Below are 18,285 nucleotides of genomic sequence, written 5' to 3'. Positions count from 1 at the left end.
CCGCTATCGCAACCGTAGCCCGCAGTAATCGCAATGGCATTGCCGCCGGGCGGTTCCGTGACCGAAGCGATCCCTTGGTTGATAGGTGGGCGTCCGCTGCCCGGTTGCGGAGCCGCCGTTCGAGTGTCCGTCTGGGGGGGCGACAATCATTTTGGCCGGCGTGTTGCCTCACGGAAGGATGTTACTCGACGTAGTCTTCACCTCCGGGTTGTTTTGCGATGGAGGCTGGCGCTGCGTAGCGGCGCCAGCCTCCATCGCGTCGGGCTCGCCGAGGATCAGGGTTATCAGCTCCCTGGAGCGGTTGCCGGGCTCGACGACCGACAGCAGGCATACGTTACCTGTAGCCGCGAACGTGCTCGACCGGCAGTTTGATGTGGCCGAGCCCAATCGCGCCTGGGTTTCGGACATCACGGATATCCGCACGGCACAGGGCTGGTTGTATCTGGCGATTGCACTGGACCTGTACTCACGCAAGGTGGTCGGCTGGTCCATGGCGCCCACCATGCCGGCCGGACTGGTCATGTCGGCGCTGGCCGTGGCGCTGCAGCAGCGCCATGGCCAGCGCCGGGACTGGTCCTGCATTCGGACCGAGGCAACCCCGTACGGGAGCGATGAATACCAGGCCTTGCTAAAGCAGCATCACGTGGTTTGCAGCATGAGCCGTAAAGGAAATTGTTGGGATAATTCGGTGATGGAGCGGTTCTTCCTGAACCTGAAGATGGAACGCTTGTGGCAGTGTCAATACGCCAACCACGATGAAGCACGACGCGACATCAACCAGTACATCGTCGGTTTCTACAACGCCGTACGCCTGCATTCGACTTTGGGCTATCTGTCGCCCGTTGCCTACGGGGCGAAACTGACAGTAAAAGAACCTATCAGCCTGTCCGAAATAGCTTGACCACTACAAAATCACGTGCCGGGTAGTTGCAGCTCAACAGAAGTGAGGACTCGGCTGGGTCGCGCCGACTTTGCTGCATATCGTTTCGCTGCGCTTTTCCGTGCATTTGACCTCGCAGGAAGAATGCGCGACGTAGTGTGCAGAATGCCAACGCATCAATGCCCCTCAGCGCTTCCCCCTACTTCAAACCCACCCCAATCGAAAGCCTCGCAATACACCTTCCAGTCATCCCCAACCTGCGTCGCGCATCGCGTCGCAAGATCGATCAGCGGCAACTGCCAGTCTTTACGATTGCCGAACACAATCAGCTCGTCGGCAATCGACGACTTCTGCCGTCCGCCGCTGCGCAGATGCGCCCATGCACTCAATTCGGCCATGCTGTTGATCACCGCTTCGAGCCGCGGCAGTTTGCCGTTCCAGTCGCTCAACGCGACCCGGTCTTCCGACGGCTGCAGGCTGCGCAGCACATACGAACGCTGATTGAAATCGACCGCATGCAGGAACGCCTGCGAGACCGCCTGATTGCGCCGCTGCACTTCGACGACGCGCTGCGCCTCGGTCTGCCACGGCGGCTGCGGCGTGTGCAGATGCGGCGTGACCGACGAAGGCAGCGCCTCTTTCAGATCGATCAGATAGTTGCCATCGGGTGAGCCCTTGCCTTCGACGAGAATCACATAGCGGTCCACGCCGAGACTGCCCGTGCCGGCGATCCGCCGCGCCACGTCGAGGATGCGATAGAAGTCGGGATTGGGCTCGCTCGCGGCGAACCGCTGCATGAATTGCGTGACGGCCGCGCGCTGTTCGTCGCTCACGGGCAGTGCTTTCTTGCCGTCCACTTTCAGCACGCGCGTCTTGCCCTTGAGCACCGTGCGCCGCTCCAGATGCGCCACGCGCGTGCGGCTCGCCAGTGCATCGAACAGATCGCGCACCATGCCGACCGAGGTTTCCGGCTCGATCCAGCGCGACTTGCCCACCGCGAGCGCCGCGCCGTACGCCTCCACCGCCGTGTGGCAGAGCGCCAGCGCCTGCGCACGGCTCAGCGTGAGATCGGCGGCGCCGACCAGCACGCTCGTCAGCAGGCGCACCAGTTCGTAAAGCGCGGGCGCGAGACAGGCTTCGTCGAAATCGTTGTTGTCGAAGTAGATCAGGCGATTGTCGGCCTTGTAGCTGCCGAAATTTTCCAGATGCATGTCGCCGCAAATCCAGACCGGCGGCGCATCGTCGAGCACCTTCTCGCGCGGCAGACGCTCATAGAACAGATGACAGGTGCCGCGCAAAAATACGAACGGCGAACTGCGCATGGCTTTGTATTTCATCGCGAGCCGTTCGGGATCGCGCCCGGCGTTGAAACTGGCGATGATCTCCGCGATGTCGGGCATGGGCGTTCCGTTCATTGGGCACATTGCGGCCAGGTGGGAGGGAAGCGGCTTCATCCGGTTTCATGCCGCTCGATGCGGATTCAGCGCATGGTCGATGCCCGGGCAGCGAATCATGCCGCCGCGTGGGATGGATCACGTTGTGCTCGTCGCCGGCTTGGGTCTCGATTTTGCAGAGACGCCGGATCGCCGCCACCACTCGCACGACCATCGCATGATAAGCGCCACCTACATGATCGCGCTACCGCCCCGTCATCAGATAGTACCGCCCGTCGGCACTCACGTTGAAGCCGAACCCGCACGCCGTCGGCGAGCCACGCGTACGCACGTCGAGCGTTTCCGGCGCGGACAGGCTGAACTCGATCAGGCATCTGTCGCTACGCTGCTCGTACGGCGCGAGCGTGCCGATCTTCGCGGTGGCGTCGATCGGCCCGTTGCCGCCGGCCTCGGTCATCGGCACGCGCGCCACGCCGTCGAAGAACCGCACATAGGCCGACATGCTGCCCATGTTCGCACTGGGCTCGCCGTCCGGGCCCACGGTCGGATAGACGAAATCGCCGTCGATCCGGTAGACACCGCGCCGCCCTTTCACCGGCTTCACGTCGATGCTGTTCCAGGCGCCGAAGAACATGTAGCGGCTAAAGCGCGCGCCGGGCGGCGGTATGCCCGTCACTACCGCTTTGTTCGAAACCGCTTCCAGACGCTGACGCGCCGCGGCCACCGCGCGGCCGAGCAGCGCGTCGTTCGGGTAGTCGTCGCCACGGCTCACCGCGCTCCGGTAGTAGGCGCGCGCGTCGGGGTATGCACCGAGCTTCTGTTGCACGTCGCCCTGATGGACCAAGGCCATCGCCACGCGCGAGCGCGCCGAACTGGTCGCCTTCGGCGAGTTCTCCTCGGCGGCCCGCATCGCGGCGGCCTCGGCGAGCGAGGCTTCCATCGCGACGAGCGTCTGCGCGTCCTCGATGCGCCCCGCTTCGAGCGCGGCCACGCCGAGCGCCGCGCACGAAGCATTCGTGCGGCACGCGATGTCCTTGCCTGCCAGCAGATTGCGTCGATACAGCTCGGCACGCGAATCGCCCTGCTGCGTCTGCGCCACGGCGAACGCCGGCGTAAGCACGGCACCCGCCTCCAGAACGGCAAGCATAGCCACGGCGAACACGGTTCTGACGTTCATGAGCAAGAGAATGCGATGGGAATCATGTATTTCGGCTTTCCGTTTCGATGTGGCGGATGTGGCGCTTCGAACACATGTTTTGCGCCCGGCATATGCACGACTCACACGATACGCGCTGGCGCGGCCACTGGCCGTGATGCTGACAGAAAATCGGCGCCCGCGCGAATCCGTTCGGACGCCGCCAGTCGCCGGCCTTGTATGCGACGGACCGGAAAACCGCGGCGCGCGACGCTCCAGGCCGTGCGCATGGCGATTGCGTCGCGCCGATGTGTCGACAACGCGCCACGCCGAGCAGCGCCGGTTCGCATTGCAGCTGCGAGCGGGGAAGCAGCAGTTCGCGGCGGACGCGCGACGGAACGGGGGGCGTCGGCAAGCTACCGCCAAGCCGCGCGCATCGAGCGCCAATGTTGCGAACGCGCGCCTGCACCCTACATTGCTTATTGAATGATCGCCAATACCCGCCGTCTGTCGCACACGACATAAGCGCGTTTTTTCAGGCACGCTCCTGCGTGCCGAACTTCTTGCGATACGCCGCCGGACTCGTCAGCGCGACGCGCCGAAAATGGCGCCGCAGTGATTCTTCGGAACCGAAGCCCGCGACTTGCGCGACGCGCGCCATCGGCCACGAAGCCTGTGCTTCGAGCAACTCGCGCGCCATCGCGACCCGTTCCCGCACCACCCACTCGAAGAGCGCCATGCCGATCGCGTCGCGAAATTGCCTCTGCAGCGTGCGCGGGCTCACCACGGCGCGTTCGGCGAGCGAACCCAGCGTGTGCGGCTCGGCCGGATGCGCGCGCACCCAGTCCATCAGTTTCGCCAGCCGCCCGCTCTCGTCCTGCGGCATCGGGCGCGGCACGAACTGCGCCTGCCCGCCCTCGCGATGCGGGGGCACCACGAGCCGTTGCGCGACCCGATTCGCCACCGCGCCGCCATGATCGCGCCGCACCAGGTGCAACAACATGTCGAGCCCCGCCGCCGATCCTGCCGACGTGATGATCCGGCCTTCGTCGATATAGAGCGCATCGGGCCGCACGCTCAACTGCGGGTAACGCTGCTGCAATTTGTCGGCGTAGCGCCAATGGGTCGTGACGGTCTTGCCGTCGAGCACGCCCGCGGCCGCCAGCACGAACACGCCGGAACAGATCGAACACAGACGTGCGCCTCGCTCATAGGCGGCGCGAATCTTTTTCAGAAGCGGTGCGGGCGGCACTTCGTCCGCGTCGCGCCAGCCGGGAATGACGATGGTGTCGGCACGCTCCAGCAGCTTGAGCGTGTATGGCGCGGCGATCGTGATGCCGCCCGCCGCGCGAATCGGACCGGCTTCGCCCGCGCACACCGCGAAGCGATACCAGTCGACGCCGAGCTCGGGACGTTCGAGCGCGAATAGTTCGGTCACGCAGCCGAATTCGAAGGTGCAGAGCCGGTCATAAGCCAGCGCGGCGACGAGGTGATTGTGCATGGCGCAATGTTACTGGAGATCGTGATTACGCCAATCAGAATGACGACGAGGTGATGCAACGAATTCGCGCTTCGGGCCGCGAGATAGCGCATCCAGGGATGGGTATGGCTCTGAGCCGAACCGCTGGATTGAGACCAGGCCGGCAAGGTCCGCATCCAGCCCGGCCCCGCCGATTCAGAGCGGCGGACGTTCCAGCTCAATCCACCGCTGCACGGCAGGCCTCTCCCACTGACGCGCAGCGTAGTCCACTAACCTCGCCGGCACCTGATCGCCGTGCATGATGAGGCGGTTCAGCATCAACGCGAGGTCCGTATCGGCGATGCACCAATTCCCGAAGAGATTGTGGGCGTCTCCAGCGAGCAAAGCCTCGGCCGCGGAAAACAACTTCCGCGCCGCCGCTTGGGCCGCGGAGCTGAGCGGCGCTCCTGCCTGACCGTAGAACACCACCTGCGTCGAACGCTCCTGCCGGATCGGCATCAGATCGCTCCGGAGCCAGGCTTGCATCTGGCGCGCCCTTGCCCGAAGAAACCTGTCCTGTGGGTAGACGAGCGTTTCTGGAAATGCCTCGTCGAGATATTCACTGATCGCCGACGACTCCGACAAAGCGAAGTCCCCATGCACAAGCGTCGGTACGCGCTGTGTCAACGACCGGGCCGCATAGCTCGCTTCATGATTCGCGTGACCGCCGAGATCCACGGTCGACAGGTCAAACGGCAATCGTTTCTCGTGAAGGGTCACAAAGACCGACATCGCGTAAGGGCTGGCAAACTCGGTATCGGCGTAGAGACGAAGACGACTTTCCTGCAAGGTGCTCTCCTTGGCGGTTACGTTCGTGGGGAATCTCGATCATATCCGGCTCAGTCGGGTTCGACCGCGAGGCGTGCGCCCTGCATGGGAAAACCCAGTTTGGCAAAGACTCTTTCACCGGATCGACACGACATCCCCGCGTTAATGGGCTAACTAGGTCGTTAATACCAGAATTGGGGGATTACCGCCCAATCCGTGCAGGCTTTTCCGCCAAAGAAAAATCAAGCCGCCCCACATGCCATCAAAGATTCGAAAAGGCCGGTCGACGGCAAGAAGGTGCCGGCGCTGGTGGTCGGCACGAAGATGGGCCAACTGTTCGTGCTCGACCGTCTGACCGGCAAGCCGCTCACCAAAGTGATCGAGCAGCCGGTGAAGACCGCGACGATCCCGGGCGAGCCCTATTCGAAGACTCAGCCGGTGTCGGTCGGCATGCCGCAGATCGGCGCGCAAGTGCTGAAGGGCTCCGACATGTGGGGGATGACCCCGGTCGACCAGATGATGTGCCGGATCATTTTCCACGGCATGCGCTATGACGGTCAGTTCACCGCGCCGGATACCGACACGTCGCTGAGCTTCCCCGGCTCGCTCGGCGGGATGAACTGGGGCGGCCTGTCGTACGATCCGGACGCGGACATGATCTTCGTGAACGACATGCGCCTCGGCCTGTGGGTGCGTCTCGTCAAGGAAGCGCGTCGCGGCGGCGAATCGAACGGCAATGAAGCCGTGAACGCCGGCATGGGCGCGGTGCCGCTCGGCGGCACGCCGTATTCGGTCACCAAGGACCGCTTCTTCTCGCCGCTCGGCATTCCTTGCCAGAAGCCGCCTTTCGGCAGCCTGACGGCCATCGACCTGAAGACGCGCAGCGTCGCATGGCAAGTGCCGCTCGGCACGGTGCGCGACACGCGCCTCGCGGGCGTGCAGATGCACATGCCGACGCCGATCGGGATGCCGACCATAGGCGGCTCGCTCAGCACCGGCGGCGGTCTCGTGTTCTTCGCGGCCACCCAGGACTACTACCTGCGCGCGTTCGACAGCTCGACCGGCAAGGAAGTCTGGAAAGCCCGCCTGCCGGTTGGCAGCCAGGGCACGCCGATGAGCTACGAGCTCAACGGCCGCCAATACATCGTGATCTCGGCGGGCGGCGCGCGTCAGTCGCCGGATCGCGGCGATTACGTGATCGCCTACGCGCTGCCGCAATAACGCGGGACGCGAGCACCTGAAGCGCGGTATATTCGTCCGCGCTTCAGCGGAGCTCTGTATGGCGTCAGCGTGCGCACCTCCGCAACGGCATGCCGCCGACGCAGCTTCGCGTCGGGCATGCCGTTTTCATTCGAGCGTCTCGTGCCCCCCGTGGCGCACAGCGTGCGGTATTCTCTTTTCCCTTATGAAACATTCACCCCTCGCGCTACCTCAGTGCCATGACGCCTCACGCGGGTCACCGCGAGCGTTCGGCTGGCGTGCGCGGCGTACCTCGGCGGCGCTGGCCGTGTTCGCCGCGCACGCCGTGACGGCGCACGCCCAGAGCTCCGTCACCCTCTACGGCGCGCTCGACACCAGCATCGAAATCACCAACCCCGGCGCGGGCTACGTTGCACGCATGGACTCCGGCGCCTATCGTGGCTCGCGCTTCGGCCTGCGCGGCGCGGAAGACATCGGCAACGGCGTCAAAATCCTGTTCGACCTGGAGAACGGCTTCAATTCGGGCAACGGCTCGCTTGCCGTCGCCGACACGATGTTCAATCGCCAGGCATGGATCGGCGCGTCCACGCGCTATGGCACCGTGCGGGTGGGCCGTCAGTATTCGCCGATCTACATCCCGTTCAAAGGACAGCTCGACGCATTCGGCGCCGGCACGATCGCCTCGGGGCTCGACAATCTGTCGAAGATCACGCCGTATGAGAGCAACGCGATCACGTATCTTTCGCCGGAATTCCACGGCTTCTCGACGACGCTGATGGCCGCCCTGCGCGACCCCGCCGACGGCGACGGCAACGGCCTCGCCGGCCACATCGAGACGGTCGAGTGGCACAACGGTCCATTCCGCATTTCCTATGCGCACCAGCAGACACACGGCGACGGCGCGTTGCGCGCCAATCTCGGCGGCGTCTCGTACGTGTATGGGCCGCTCACCGGCTTCCTGTCGTTCTTCAATGGCGATGGCGGCACGCCGCGTTATCACAACGACGGCGCATCGGTGTCGGCGCGCTACGCGATCAACGGACGCTTTCGCGCGTCGCTCGGCTACACGTATCTGCGTGACCGCTCGGGCGGCGACAACAATGCCGACCAGTTCAGCGCCGCCTGTGAATACGATCTCTCGAAACGCGTGTTGCTCTATGCGAGCGCGGGCTGGCTGAGAAATCACGGCGACGCCGAATTCACGCTCAAGGGCGTGAACGTGACCGGGCTCACACCTTCGTGGCCCGGCGCCAGCGTGCGAGGCGTGCAGTTCGGCATGATCAACCGCTTCTAGACGACGCGCGTAACACGTGTGCGCATCGCGTGAAAAAACGGGCGGCCTGCCCAGGCCGCCCGCCCACACCCTCTCATACGATCGCGCAGCAACGCCCTAGCGCACCTTCCCCTGCCTCCACGCCGTCAGCAACTGGTCGTACTTGACCGTTTCGCCCTTCGGCTTCTCGTTGCCGAGCTTCTTCCAGGGCGCGTGCTGATCCGACAACCATTTTGCCGGATCGCTTTCCGCATTCAACTCCGGCGCGCACACTTTCATCCCCGCGCGCTGCAAGCGGGCCAGCACCTGGTCCATTTCCTTCGCCAGATTGTCCATCGCGGCCTGCGGGGTCTTTTCCCCGGCCACGGCCGTCGCGACGTTCTTCCACCATAGCTGCGCCATCTTCGGATAGTCGGGCACGTTGTTGCCGGTCGGCGTCCACGCGACGCGCGCCGGGCTGCGATAGAACTCGATCAGGCCGCCGTACTTGTCCGCGTTCTTCGTGAAAAACTCGCTATGAATGTCGGAGTCGCGAATGAACGTGAGCCCGACGATCGACTTCTTCAGCGAAACGGTTTTGGACGTGACGAACTGCGCGTAGAGCCATGCGGCCGCACGCTGGTTCGGTGGCGTCGACTTGAAGAACGTCCACGAGCCGACGTCCTGGTAGCCGTTCTGCATGCCGTCCTTCCAGTATGGACCGTGCGGAGACGGCGCCATCCGCCACTTCGGCGTGCCGTCGGGGTTGGTCACGTTGCCGGGCTTGAGCATCGACGCGGTGAATGCGCTGTACCAGAAGATCTGCTGCGCGATGCGGCCTTGCGCCGGCACCGGCCCCGCTTCGTTGAAGGTCATCCCCGATGCTTCGGGCGGTGCGTATTTCTTCAGCCAGTCGATGTACTTGGTGGTCGCGAAGACCGCCGCCGGACTGTTCGTGCCGCCGCCTCGGCTGACCGACGCGCCGACCGCATGGCAGCCGTCGGGCGTGACGCGAATGCCCCACTCGTCGACCGGCAAGCCGTTCGGGATGCCCTTGTCGGCTTCGCCCGCCATCGACAGCCACGCGTCGGTAAAGCGCCATCCCAGCGACGGGTCTTTCTTGCCGTAGTCCATATGGCCGTAGACCTTCTCGCCGTCGATATTCTTGACGTCGTTGGTGAAGAACTCGGCGATGTCCTCATAGGCGGACCAGTTCACCGGCACGCCGAGATCGTAGCCGTACTTCGCCTTGAACTTGTCCTGCAGGTCCTTGCGCGCGAACCAGTCGGCGCGGAACCAGTAGAGGTTGGCGAACTGCTGGTCGGGCAGCTGATAGAGCTTCTTGTCCGGCGCGGTCGTGAAACTCGTGCCGATGAAGTCCTTTACGTCGAGCCCGGGGTTGGTGTACTGCTTGCCTTCGCCGGCCATATAGTCGGACAGCGGCATGATCACGCCATAGCGGTAGTGCGTGCCGATCAGATCGGAGTCCGAAATCCAGCCGTCGTAGATGCTCTGTCCGGATTGCATCGAGGTCTGCAATTTCTCGACGACGTCGCCCTCCTGGATGATGTCGTGCTTGACCGGAATGCCCGTGATCTCGGTGAACGCCTTGGCGAGCGTTTTCGATTCATACATGTGCGTGTCGAGCGTTTCGGACACCACATGCACCTCCTTCACGCCCGCCGCCTTCAGCTTCGCCCCGGTGTCGATGAACCACTTCATCTCGTCCATCTGCTGCTGCTTCGACAGCGTGCTCGGCTGGAACTCGCTGTCCACCCACTTCTGCGCCTCCGCCGTGCCGGCCATCGCCGCACGGCCCGTCAAGCCTGTCGCGACGACGCCTGCCACGGCGAGCGTGACGATCCGTCTCCTCTGTTGCATGGTTGTCTCCAGTCTCTGAGCACCCCTTGCATCAACTGCCGGCGTCCGCCCGGGGCATCAACGGAACCGGTCTGTCCAGATACGCAAGTCTTCGGAACGCAACGCCGTTCAACCCTTCCACATGACGACGAGCAGCACGAGCATCGACACCGCGAAGCCCGGCCACGCACTCGCGTTTTCCGCGCTGATGCCGATCCACGCGAGATTGATGTACGCGGCAATCAGCAGCCCGATGAAAAGCCGGTCGCCACGCGTGGTGGAAATCGGCAGGAAGCCTTTTCGTTCGATCGTCGGCGAGCGGATTTCCCACACGGTCATGCCCGCCAGCATCAGCACGATGCAGCCGAAAAAGACCGCCACCTCGGGGGTCCAATACATCCACGTGAGCATCAGACTCTCCCCATCGCAAAGCCCTTCGCGATGTAATTGCGCACGAAGTAGATGACGAGCGCGCCCGGCACGATGGTCAGCACGCCCGCCGCCGACAGCACGCCCCAATCCATCCCCGCCGCCGACACCGTGCGCGTCATCACCGCGGCAATCGGCTTCGCGTTGACCGTCGTGAGGGTGCGCGCGAGCAGCAGCTCGACCCAGCTGAACATGAAGCAGAAAAACGCCGTCACGCCGACACCCGACTTGATCAGCGGCAGAAAGATCTTCACGAAGAAGGCGGGGAACGTATAGCCGTCGATGTACGCGGTTTCGTCGATTTCACGCGGCACGCCCGACATGAAGCCTTCGAGAATCCACACCGCGAGCGGCACGTTGAACAGCATGTGCGCGAGCGCGACCGCGATATACGTGTCCATCAAACCGACGCTCGAATAGAGCTGGAAAAACGGCAACAGGAACACGGCGGGCGGCGTCATGCGGTTCGTGAGCAGCCAGAAGAACATGTGCTTGTCGCCGAGAAAGCGATAGCGCGAAAACGCGTACGCCGCAGGCAGCGCGACCAGCACCGACATCACCGTGTTCATCAACACGTAGATGATCGAATTGATGTACCCCCAGTACCAGGACGGGTCGGTGAAGATGACCTTGTAGTTGTCGAAGGTCACATGGTGCGGCCAGACGGCGAACGCCGACATCGTCTCTTCGTTCGTGCGCAGCGAGATCGACAGCATCCAGTAGAGCGGGACCAGTGCGAACAGGATGTACACCGTCAGCACGACGATGCGCATCCAGCGGTTATTGCCCATATTCGTCTCCCCCGCTTGCCGGGCCGCCCTTGCCGACGCGTTCCATCCAGTTGTAGAGAATGAAGCACAGCAACAGGATGATCAGGAAGTAGATCAGCGAGAACGCCGCCGCCGGTCCGAGATCGAACTGGCCGACCGCTTTTTGCGTCAGATATTGCGAGAGGAACGTAGTCGAGTCGCCCGGGCCGCCGCCCGTCAGCACGAACGGCTCGGTGTAGATCATGAAGCTGTCCATGAAGCGCAGCAGCACGGCGATCATCAGCACGCCGCGCATCTTCGGCAGCTCGATGTAACGGAACACCGCGAAGCGGCTCGCGCCGTCGATTTCGGCGGCCTGATAGAACGCGTCGGGAATCGCGCGCAAGCCCGCATAGCAGAGCAATGCGACGAGCGGCGTCCAGTGCCAGATGTCCATCACGAGCACCGTGATCCACGCGGCGGCGGGACTCGCCGTGTAGTTGTAGTCGATGCCCACGCGATTGAGCGCATAACCGAGCAGACCGATATCCGGCCGCCCGAAAATCTGCCAGATCGTGCCGACCACGTTCCACGGAATCAGCAGCGGCATGGCGAGCACGACCAGCGACGCCGACGCGCGCCATCCGGACGCGGGCATCGCCAGCGCGAGGCCGACGCCGAGCGGGATTTCGAACAGCAGCACGCACGCGGAAAAAATGATCTGCCGCCCGAGCGCGCCGCGCAGATCGGCGTCGTTGATGATCGCGCGAAACCACTCGGTGCCGACGAACACATGCTGCGTCGGGCTGATGATGTCCTGCACCGAATAGTTGACCACCGTCATCAGCGGCAGGATCGCCGAAAAGGCGACGCAGATGAACACCGGTATGACCAGCAGCCAGGCCTTCTGGTTGACAGGCTTGTTCATCGCACGATCCTTTCGTCGTTGCTGAAGAACACGGTTTCCGCCGCGGCGAGCTTCAACCAGACCGCCCCCTCGCCAACCCGCAGATGCGGTTCGAGCTTGGCGCGGAAGGTGTGGCCGTCGCATTGCGCGGTGACCAGCTGGTAATTACCGAGCTGCTGCACGCGCAATACATCTGCCTGCACCGCGCCGGGCTCGCCGTCGCTCACCACGCGCACGAACTCCGGGCGAATCCCAAGCGTCAGCGTGCCGCTTGCGTGCTTGAGCGTATCGAGCGTGTGCGCGTCGAGCCGCAAGTGCTGCGTGCCGATCCTGATGCCGTCGGCGTCCAGATCGACCGGGCAGAGATTCATCCCCGGACTGCCGATGAAATAGCCGACGAACGCATGATCGGGCCGCAAAAACAGCGCGTCCGGACCGCCCTTCTGCACGACGCGGCCGTTCGTCATCACGATCACTTCGTCGGCGAAGGTCAGCGCCTCGACCTGATCGTGCGTCACGTAGATCAGCGTCAGCTTCAGTTGCTGATGGATCTTCTTCAACTGCCGACGCAAGATCCACTTCATATGCGGATCGATCACCGTCAAGGGTTCGTCGAACAGAATCGCGGCGACGTCCTTGCGCACGAGCCCGCGCCCCAGCGAAATTTTCTGCTTCGCGTCCGCCGACAGATTGTTCGCCTTGCGCGGCAATTCCCGCGTCATGTCGAGAATCTCCGCCACCTCGTGCACGCGGCGCTCGACGTCGCGCGCCGCCATCCTGCGGTTGCGCAAGGGGAACGCGAGGTTGTCGAACACGCTCATCGTGTCGTAGATCACCGGGAACTGGAACACCTGCGCGATGTTGCGTTCGCGCGGGCTCAAGCCGGTGATGTCCCGTCCGTCGAACAGCACCCTGCCCTCCGACGGCCTGACGAGGCCCGATACGATGTTCAGCAGCGTGGACTTGCCGCAACCGGACGGCCCGAGCAACGCATACGCGCCGCCGTCTTCCCAGACCATGGTCATCGGCTGCAACGCGTAGTCGTCGAGCGTCGCGGGGTTGGGGGCGTACGCGTGCGCGAGATTCTGGAACTCAATGCGCGCCATGAGCCGCCTCCGGGCCGGACAGCAGCGTCGCGTCCGCGCCGAACACGAACAGTTCGTCGGGGTCGATATATACGTCGAGCTGCGTGCCGAGATCGATCTGATGCACGCCTTGCAGTTGCGCGACCAGATCGACCCCGCCTTGCTGCGTGTGCAGATGCAGGTAGGTTTCGGAGCCGCTCAATTCGGCCAGTTCGAGCCGGCACGGCACCGCGACGGAGCGCTCGGTGCGGGGCGCGAGCCGCAGATGGCCGGGGCGGATGCCGATGCGGAACGTGTCGTCGCCGCGCACGGCGCGCATGCTCGCCCGTTGGAGCGGCACGTCGATGCCGATCGGCAGGCGCGCGGTGCCGTCGGCGGTGAGATCGCTCACCAGCATGTTCATCGGCGGATCGTTGAAGACAGCCGCGACGTCGACGGTGGCAGGCGCGTTGTACACGTCGAGCGTCGGGCCGTGCTGCAGCACGCGCCCTCTGTCGACGATCGCCGTATAGCCGCCGAGCAGCAGCGCTTCGAGCGGCTCGGTGGTCGCGTAGACGACCGTGGTTTTGCCATCCGCGAATAGCGTCGCCAGTTCGACGCGTAATTCTTCGCGCAGCTTGTAGTCGAGATTCACCAGCGGCTCGTCGAGCAGCACCAGCGACGAACGCTTGACCAGCGCCCGCGCCAACGCGCAACGCTGCTGCTGGCCGCCGGACAGTTCACCGGGACGGCGTTGCAACAGGTGATTGATATGGAGTTTGCCGGCGACTTCGTGCACGCGCCGTTTGACTTCGTCGGCGGGCAGCTTTTGCAGTTGCAGCGGCGACGCGATGTTGTCGAACACCGTCATGGCCGGATAGTTGATGAACTGCTGGTACACCATCGCGAGGTTGCGCTGTCTGACGCTGACGCCGGTCACGTCGTGGCCGTCGGCCAGCACGCGCCCCGACGCCGGGCGATCGAGTCCGGCCATCACGCGCATCAGGGTGGTCTTGCCGGCTTGCGTCGGCCCGAGCAGCACGTTGATCGCGCCGGGGACGAGCCGCAGATCGACGCCGTACAGATGCGTCTGGGCGCCCGAAACGACTGTCACCCGCTCCAGTTCCAAGACCAAATCGCTCTCCTTTGTTCTAAGTGCGTCTCCGGTGCTGCGGGTGCCTGGCGCGGCGCTCAGGCGTGGTGCGTGATGGTGTTACGGATTGCTTGCGCCGTGGGATCGTTCCGTGAATCTTGCGTGGTTCTTATGCTTCAGGGCGGACCGTCAGGCAGGCCCCATTTTTTCCGAAAGGAATTAAAACAACAGAATCGATGTTCCTTTTTGTTCGTTTACGGATAAATTGGTGTTAACCATACAATCTTGAGACAGTTACGTTCCTGAATCCTTACCGTATGCCGCTTGAATTCTTTCGCCGCCGGTATTTTTTATTCTTGTCGTAAGAATCGTGTCAGCGTAACAGAAAGGTCATGGCCCGACGAGGCGGCAGCGAGCCCGCCACAGAGTCGGCGGAACCGATATGCTGTCGCGCATCGACCAAACTCCTGAACTTCGGGACCGCATGCAAACAATGGCGGTCGCGACGAGAGCCGCCATGAACATCGAACCGTCCGTTGCCGCCGCCTTCACGCCCACCGGCAAGCTGCGCGCGTCGATCAATCTCGGCAATCCGATTCTTGCCAACAGACATCCCGAATCCGGCGAGCCGTTCGGCGTGTCGGTCGACCTTGCGCGGGCGTTCGCCGCGAAGCTCGGCGTCGAACTGGAACTGGTGGTTTTCGATGCTGCAGGCAAATCGGTCCAGGCCTTGAGCGAGGAGCGAGCCGATTTTGGTTTCTTCGCCGTCGACCCAGTGCGCGGCGAGACCGTCGCTTTCACGGCGCCGTACGTGTTGATCGAGGGCTTTTATCTCGTGCGCGACGGCTCGCCCGTCAGAACGAATCAGGATGTCGACGAGGCGCACAACCGGGTCGCCGTCGGCAAGGGCAGCGCTTACGACCTGTTCCTCACGCGCGAACTGAAGGCGGCGCAAATCGTTCGCGCGCCGACGTCGCCGGCTGTCGTGCAAACGTTCCTCGAACAGAACCTCGAAGTGGCTGCCGGCGTCAAGCAACAGCTCGAAGCCGATGCGCTAAAAACCTCCGGGCTGCGCTTGCTCGACGAACGATTCATGGTGATCCAGCAGGCGATGGGCACGCCCAAAAGTCGCGGCGCCGCTGCGGCGAACGCGCTGAGTCAGTTCGTCGAAGCAATGAAGGCGTCGGGCTTCCTGGCCGGATCGCTGGAGCGGCATGGGATCGTTGGCGCGTCGGTTGCGCCGGCGGCCTAGCTGCGGGCACGGTGCCGTGTGACGCGTCTGGAAAGAAAGCGGTGGCAGCGCAATGCCGCTCCCCTTCAAGACCCATTGACAGCCACCAACGTGCCTCATGGACGAAGCCGCCTAGCCTCGCCCCGCCGCTCACTCGCTGCGAGCAACGGCTAACGGCAAACCCTCGTCGAGCCAGCCTGTGATGCCGCCGGTCATGACCTTGACCGGGCGGCCGAGTCGAGCCAGATTGATCGCGGCACGCGTTGCGCCGTTGCAGTGAGGCCCCGCGCAATAGGTGACGAACAGCGTTTCGGGCGGATAGTCGACGAGCTTCGACGCCACGATCTTGCCATGCGGCAGATTCACGGCGCGAGGCACATGGCCGGCGGCGAAAAGCGCGGGGCCGCGCACGTCCAGCAATACAAAATCGATCGAAAGCGGATCGTCGCTGGCCAGTGCCGCGTGGACGTCGGCGCAATCCGTTTCAAATGACAGCAGCATGCTGAAATGATCGAGCGCGGCAGCGCTGTCGGCAGCAGGAACGGCCGAGACCGGGGACATATAAAGCTCCTTGTGCGTGTGGTGTCACGACGGATTGTCCCGTTCTCACGCACGATCGACCAGTGGCGCGATTGACAGATTCCGGTAACATCACGCCACCCCGCGCCACCCCGCGCCACCCCGTTCCCTGCAACCATAGCGACTCGCAGCTGCGCCTCAAACGGCATTCTCAACACTTGGCCGGGGCCGCCAGTCCCGACGCATGCGTGTGCAGCTTGGGAGGCGTCGCGTTCCCGCCATGCGTTTCGAGGAACTGACACGCATTGACGATGTCGCCGGCGAGCAGCTCCACCACGTTCCGGTTGATGTGCGGCCGCACCACGACCCGCAGGCTCGTCACTTCCTCGGCATCGGGCGGCATCGAATAGGCCGCGAGCACCCAGCCTTTTTCGCGCACCTTGTTCGACACATCGAACTCGTTGAAATTCTTTACCTTCTTGTCGAGTGTGACGGCGACCACCGGGATGCGCTGCGCTTCGTTCATGACGGTGAAATACCCGCTATCCACGAGAATGCCCCGCAACGCAATGGCATTGTCCAACGTGTGCTGCATGACTCTCCGATAGCCTTCAAAGCCCTGACGAAGAAACATGTAGTACTGCACCGCCACCTGAAACGCGTTGCGGCTGAAATTCAACGTCGCGGTCGGCATTTCCCCGCCCAGGTAATTGACGTAGAAAACCAGCTCCTCGTTGAACACCTTGCGTTCGCGGAAAATGATCCAGCCGAGGCCGGGAGGCACGAGGCCGTATTTATGCCCCGACGCATTGATGGACAGCACGCGTGGCAGCCGGAAATCCCATGCGTAGTCGGGGTAAAGGAAGGGATTGACGAAACCCCCCGACGCGCCGTCGATATGCATCGGAATCGAAATGCCGGTGCGCTTTTCGTAGTCGTCGAGCCAGTCGTGAATGCCCTGGATATCGTCATCTTCGCCGGTGAAGGTCTGCCCCGCGATGGCCACCACGGCGATGGTATTTTCGTTGACGTACTTGTCGAGGTGTTCCGCCGTCAGCCGGTAGTTGCCGGGACTCAGCGGCACGATGCGCGGTTCGACATCGAAGTAGCGCAGAAACTTTTTCCACACGATCTGCACGTTGCCGCCGGTGACCATGTTCGGCCTGCTCGTGTCTTTTCCTTCCGCTTCCCTATTCTTGCGCCAGTTCCACTTGTGCGCGAGACCGGCCAGCATGCACGCCTCCGACGAACCTACCGTCGCCGTGCCATACGGCTCGACGCCTTTCGGCCCGTTCCACAGTTGATGCAGCCACCTGACCATCCGCGTTTCCATCGCAAACGCCTGCGGATACATGTCATGGTCGATGTAGTTCTTGAATATGTTGCGTTTGGCGGTCTCCGCGGCCTCCGGTTCGGCCCAGGTGGTCACGAACGACGACATGTTCAGCATCGGGTTCGCGTCGGTCCACTCGGCGCTGATGACCACCGCGGCCGCCGCGCGCGCCGACATGCCGTCCTTGGGAAACTCGTCCTCTGGAATCGGATAGTTAAACTCATCATAAGGTGTGATCTTGTCGCTGGCCGTAGTCATCTGTCGCTCCTCGGTGCAGAAAGATGGGATGCGATGGCCGCCGTGGACGGCACGATCGCCGGTCGGTCCGATGGCGGCCGTTGCAAAACCCTCGGCTGCCGAGCCCGTCCGGCGATCGTTCAGGTACATCGCCGAATGCGTTTAACTGCGCCGGCCACGCTGCGCAAGAAGGCCCGCGTTGTCAGAAGGACTGCGGGCGTGGGCGGCTCAAAGACAGGCGTTGATGTCGGCCGCGCCCCCGCCGGCATCACCGCCACCGCCGGCTCCTGGACGAAAGCCAACCCACGTCTTGCTGTTGCCCGACCACGAAGGCCGCACGAGGGCGGCTGCGCCATTCGGAGGCTGCTGCCCGGGCACATAGACGTCCATCGCCTGATTGTTCGCCACGATGACCTGCGATATGACCTGCTGTTGCGACCGGTTCGCCCATTTCTGAGCGATGCATTGCCAGACTGCGGAGACCGGCTGCTGACTTTCGCCGACCGTTTGTGCGTTCGGCGGCATCGGTGCGTTCGCGCAGGCGGTCAAGGTAGCGGCAGTCACGACGAGAAGTGGTAACGATTTCATTTTTTCCTCCCTCACTTGGATCCGCACTTCTATCGGTGTGATGCTACGTTCGGGGAGCACGTGCTCCGGTCTCGAACGATTCGCATCGCTCGAACATTTCATGACATGCCCTCACTACAGTCACTTT

General features: G+C 63.3%; 16 protein-coding genes and 1 pseudogene. 4 read left to right on the top strand and 13 right to left on the bottom strand.

Annotation, left to right across the window (positions count from 1 at the left end):
* Positions 1–178 precede the first annotated feature (178 nt).
* On the top strand, positions 179–901 hold the full coding sequence (locus B0G69_RS22760; protein ID WP_199731320.1) for an IS3 family transposase: 723 nt from the start codon (positions 179–181) through the stop codon (positions 899–901).
* A 155-nt stretch (positions 902–1,056) separates the two neighbouring features.
* Here B0G69_RS22760 and B0G69_RS22755 read toward each other — a convergent pair whose 3' ends face one another.
* The 4 genes from B0G69_RS22755 to yfcF all read right to left on the bottom strand — a co-directional run bounded on the left by B0G69_RS22755 (position 1,057) and on the right by yfcF (position 5,717).
* On the bottom strand, positions 1,057–2,280 hold the full coding sequence (locus tag B0G69_RS22755; protein WP_121321225.1) for a DUF2252 domain-containing protein: 1,224 nt from the start codon (positions 2,278–2,280) through the stop codon (positions 1,057–1,059).
* A gap of 238 nt (positions 2,281–2,518) precedes the next feature.
* Positions 2,519–3,451: a hypothetical protein gene (locus B0G69_RS22750; protein WP_147440758.1), complete on the bottom strand. Its 933-nt coding sequence runs from the start codon at positions 3,449–3,451 to the stop codon at positions 2,519–2,521.
* Positions 3,452–3,944: 493 nt separating this feature from the next.
* Positions 3,945–4,910 carry a transcriptional regulator FtrA gene (ftrA, locus tag B0G69_RS22740; protein WP_121321219.1) on the bottom strand — a complete coding sequence of 322 codons (966 nt, stop codon included), beginning with the start codon at positions 4,908–4,910 and terminating at the stop codon, positions 3,945–3,947.
* 174 nt (positions 4,911–5,084) lie between these two features.
* The gene (yfcF, locus tag B0G69_RS22735) at positions 5,085–5,717 is read right to left on the bottom strand and encodes a glutathione transferase (RefSeq protein WP_121321217.1); all 633 of its coding nucleotides are present in this window, start codon (positions 5,715–5,717) and stop codon (positions 5,085–5,087) included.
* 267 nt (positions 5,718–5,984) lie between these two features.
* Here yfcF and B0G69_RS22730 point away from each other — a divergent pair.
* Positions 5,985–6,917 (top strand): annotated as a pseudogene (locus tag B0G69_RS22730) (PQQ-binding-like beta-propeller repeat protein); the annotation flags it as partial.
* 184 nt (positions 6,918–7,101) lie between these two features.
* The gene (locus B0G69_RS22725) at positions 7,102–8,190 is read left to right on the top strand and encodes a porin (protein ID WP_121321215.1); all 1,089 of its coding nucleotides are present in this window, start codon (positions 7,102–7,104) and stop codon (positions 8,188–8,190) included.
* Positions 8,191–8,286: 96 nt separating this feature from the next.
* On the opposite strand, the gene B0G69_RS22720 is transcribed toward B0G69_RS22725, so the two are convergent.
* From B0G69_RS22720 to B0G69_RS22695, 6 genes are all read right to left on the bottom strand, one after another.
* Positions 8,287–10,029: an ABC transporter substrate-binding protein gene (locus B0G69_RS22720; RefSeq protein WP_121321213.1), complete on the bottom strand. Its 1,743-nt coding sequence runs from the start codon at positions 10,027–10,029 to the stop codon at positions 8,287–8,289.
* A 108-nt stretch (positions 10,030–10,137) separates the two neighbouring features.
* On the bottom strand, positions 10,138–10,419 hold the full coding sequence (locus B0G69_RS22715) for a DUF2160 domain-containing protein (protein WP_121321211.1): 282 nt from the start codon (positions 10,417–10,419) through the stop codon (positions 10,138–10,140).
* Complete coding sequence (locus tag B0G69_RS22710) at positions 10,419–11,228, bottom strand: carbohydrate ABC transporter permease (RefSeq protein ID WP_121321209.1); 810 nt, start codon at positions 11,226–11,228, stop codon at positions 10,419–10,421. Before B0G69_RS22710 ends, B0G69_RS22715 begins: the two co-directional genes overlap by 1 nt.
* The gene (locus tag B0G69_RS22705; RefSeq protein WP_121321207.1) at positions 11,218–12,114 is read right to left on the bottom strand and encodes a sugar ABC transporter permease; all 897 of its coding nucleotides are present in this window, start codon (positions 12,112–12,114) and stop codon (positions 11,218–11,220) included. Before B0G69_RS22705 ends, B0G69_RS22710 begins: the two co-directional genes overlap by 11 nt.
* Entirely contained in the window at positions 12,111–13,199 is a 1,089-nt protein-coding gene (locus B0G69_RS22700; protein ID WP_121321205.1) for an ABC transporter ATP-binding protein, read from the bottom strand. The genes B0G69_RS22705 and B0G69_RS22700 overlap by 4 nt, the downstream gene beginning before the upstream one ends.
* The gene (locus B0G69_RS22695; protein ID WP_121321203.1) at positions 13,186–14,292 is read right to left on the bottom strand and encodes an ABC transporter ATP-binding protein; all 1,107 of its coding nucleotides are present in this window, start codon (positions 14,290–14,292) and stop codon (positions 13,186–13,188) included. The genes B0G69_RS22700 and B0G69_RS22695 overlap by 14 nt, the downstream gene beginning before the upstream one ends.
* Positions 14,293–14,767: 475 nt before the next feature.
* On the opposite strand from B0G69_RS22695, the gene B0G69_RS22690 reads away from it, so the two are divergent.
* A complete protein-coding gene (locus B0G69_RS22690) occupies positions 14,768–15,502 on the top strand; it encodes an ABC transporter substrate-binding protein (protein WP_121323830.1) in 735 nt (244 codons plus the stop codon).
* Positions 15,503–15,631: 129 nt separating this feature from the next.
* Here the strand turns inward: B0G69_RS22690 and B0G69_RS22685 are convergent, their stop codons facing one another.
* From B0G69_RS22685 to B0G69_RS22675, 3 genes are all read right to left on the bottom strand, one after another.
* Positions 15,632–16,042 (bottom strand): rhodanese-like domain-containing protein, encoded by a 411-nt coding sequence (locus B0G69_RS22685; protein WP_121321201.1) that lies wholly within the window; start codon positions 16,040–16,042, stop codon positions 15,632–15,634.
* Between the two features lie 169 nt (positions 16,043–16,211).
* Positions 16,212–17,591 carry a glutamate decarboxylase gene (locus B0G69_RS22680; RefSeq protein ID WP_121323829.1) on the bottom strand — a complete coding sequence of 460 codons (1,380 nt, stop codon included), beginning with the start codon at positions 17,589–17,591 and terminating at the stop codon, positions 16,212–16,214.
* Between the two features lie 207 nt (positions 17,592–17,798).
* The gene (locus tag B0G69_RS22675) at positions 17,799–18,158 is read right to left on the bottom strand and encodes a hypothetical protein (RefSeq protein WP_121321199.1); all 360 of its coding nucleotides are present in this window, start codon (positions 18,156–18,158) and stop codon (positions 17,799–17,801) included.
* Between the last annotated feature and the right edge of the window lie 127 nt (positions 18,159–18,285).

It is taken from the genome of Paraburkholderia sp. RAU2J (genome assembly GCF_003634845.1).
GTDB lineage: Bacteria > Pseudomonadota > Gammaproteobacteria > Burkholderiales > Burkholderiaceae > Paraburkholderia > Paraburkholderia fynbosensis.
This window is presented reverse-complemented; position numbering and strand designations above follow the sequence as displayed.

What these genes read in the sequence shown, in the direction of transcription:
- B0G69_RS22760 (WP_199731320.1), top strand. Translation starts at nt 179, where the DNA reads ATGTTACTCGACGTAGTCTTCACCTCCGGGTTGTTTTGCGATGGAGGC.
- B0G69_RS22755 (WP_121321225.1), bottom strand. Translation starts at nt 2,280, where the DNA reads ATGCCCGACATCGCGGAGATCATCGCCAGTTTCAACGCCGGGCGCGAT.
- B0G69_RS22750 (WP_147440758.1), bottom strand. Translation starts at nt 3,451, where the DNA reads ATGAACGTCAGAACCGTGTTCGCCGTGGCTATGCTTGCCGTTCTGGAG.
- ftrA (WP_121321219.1), bottom strand. Translation starts at nt 4,910, where the DNA reads ATGCACAATCACCTCGTCGCCGCGCTGGCTTATGACCGGCTCTGCACC.
- B0G69_RS22725 (WP_121321215.1), top strand. Translation starts at nt 7,102, where the DNA reads ATGAAACATTCACCCCTCGCGCTACCTCAGTGCCATGACGCCTCACGC.
- B0G69_RS22720 (WP_121321213.1), bottom strand. Translation starts at nt 10,029, where the DNA reads ATGCAACAGAGGAGACGGATCGTCACGCTCGCCGTGGCAGGCGTCGTC.
- B0G69_RS22715 (WP_121321211.1), bottom strand. Translation starts at nt 10,419, where the DNA reads ATGCTCACGTGGATGTATTGGACCCCCGAGGTGGCGGTCTTTTTCGGC.
- B0G69_RS22710 (WP_121321209.1), bottom strand. Translation starts at nt 11,228, where the DNA reads ATGGGCAATAACCGCTGGATGCGCATCGTCGTGCTGACGGTGTACATC.
- B0G69_RS22705 (WP_121321207.1), bottom strand. Translation starts at nt 12,114, where the DNA reads ATGAACAAGCCTGTCAACCAGAAGGCCTGGCTGCTGGTCATACCGGTG.
- B0G69_RS22700 (WP_121321205.1), bottom strand. Translation starts at nt 13,199, where the DNA reads ATGGCGCGCATTGAGTTCCAGAATCTCGCGCACGCGTACGCCCCCAAC.
- B0G69_RS22690 (WP_121323830.1), top strand. Translation starts at nt 14,768, where the DNA reads ATGAACATCGAACCGTCCGTTGCCGCCGCCTTCACGCCCACCGGCAAG.
- B0G69_RS22685 (WP_121321201.1), bottom strand. Translation starts at nt 16,042, where the DNA reads ATGTCCCCGGTCTCGGCCGTTCCTGCTGCCGACAGCGCTGCCGCGCTC.
- B0G69_RS22680 (WP_121323829.1), bottom strand. Translation starts at nt 17,591, where the DNA reads ATGACTACGGCCAGCGACAAGATCACACCTTATGATGAGTTTAACTAT.
- B0G69_RS22675 (WP_121321199.1), bottom strand. Translation starts at nt 18,158, where the DNA reads ATGAAATCGTTACCACTTCTCGTCGTGACTGCCGCTACCTTGACCGCC.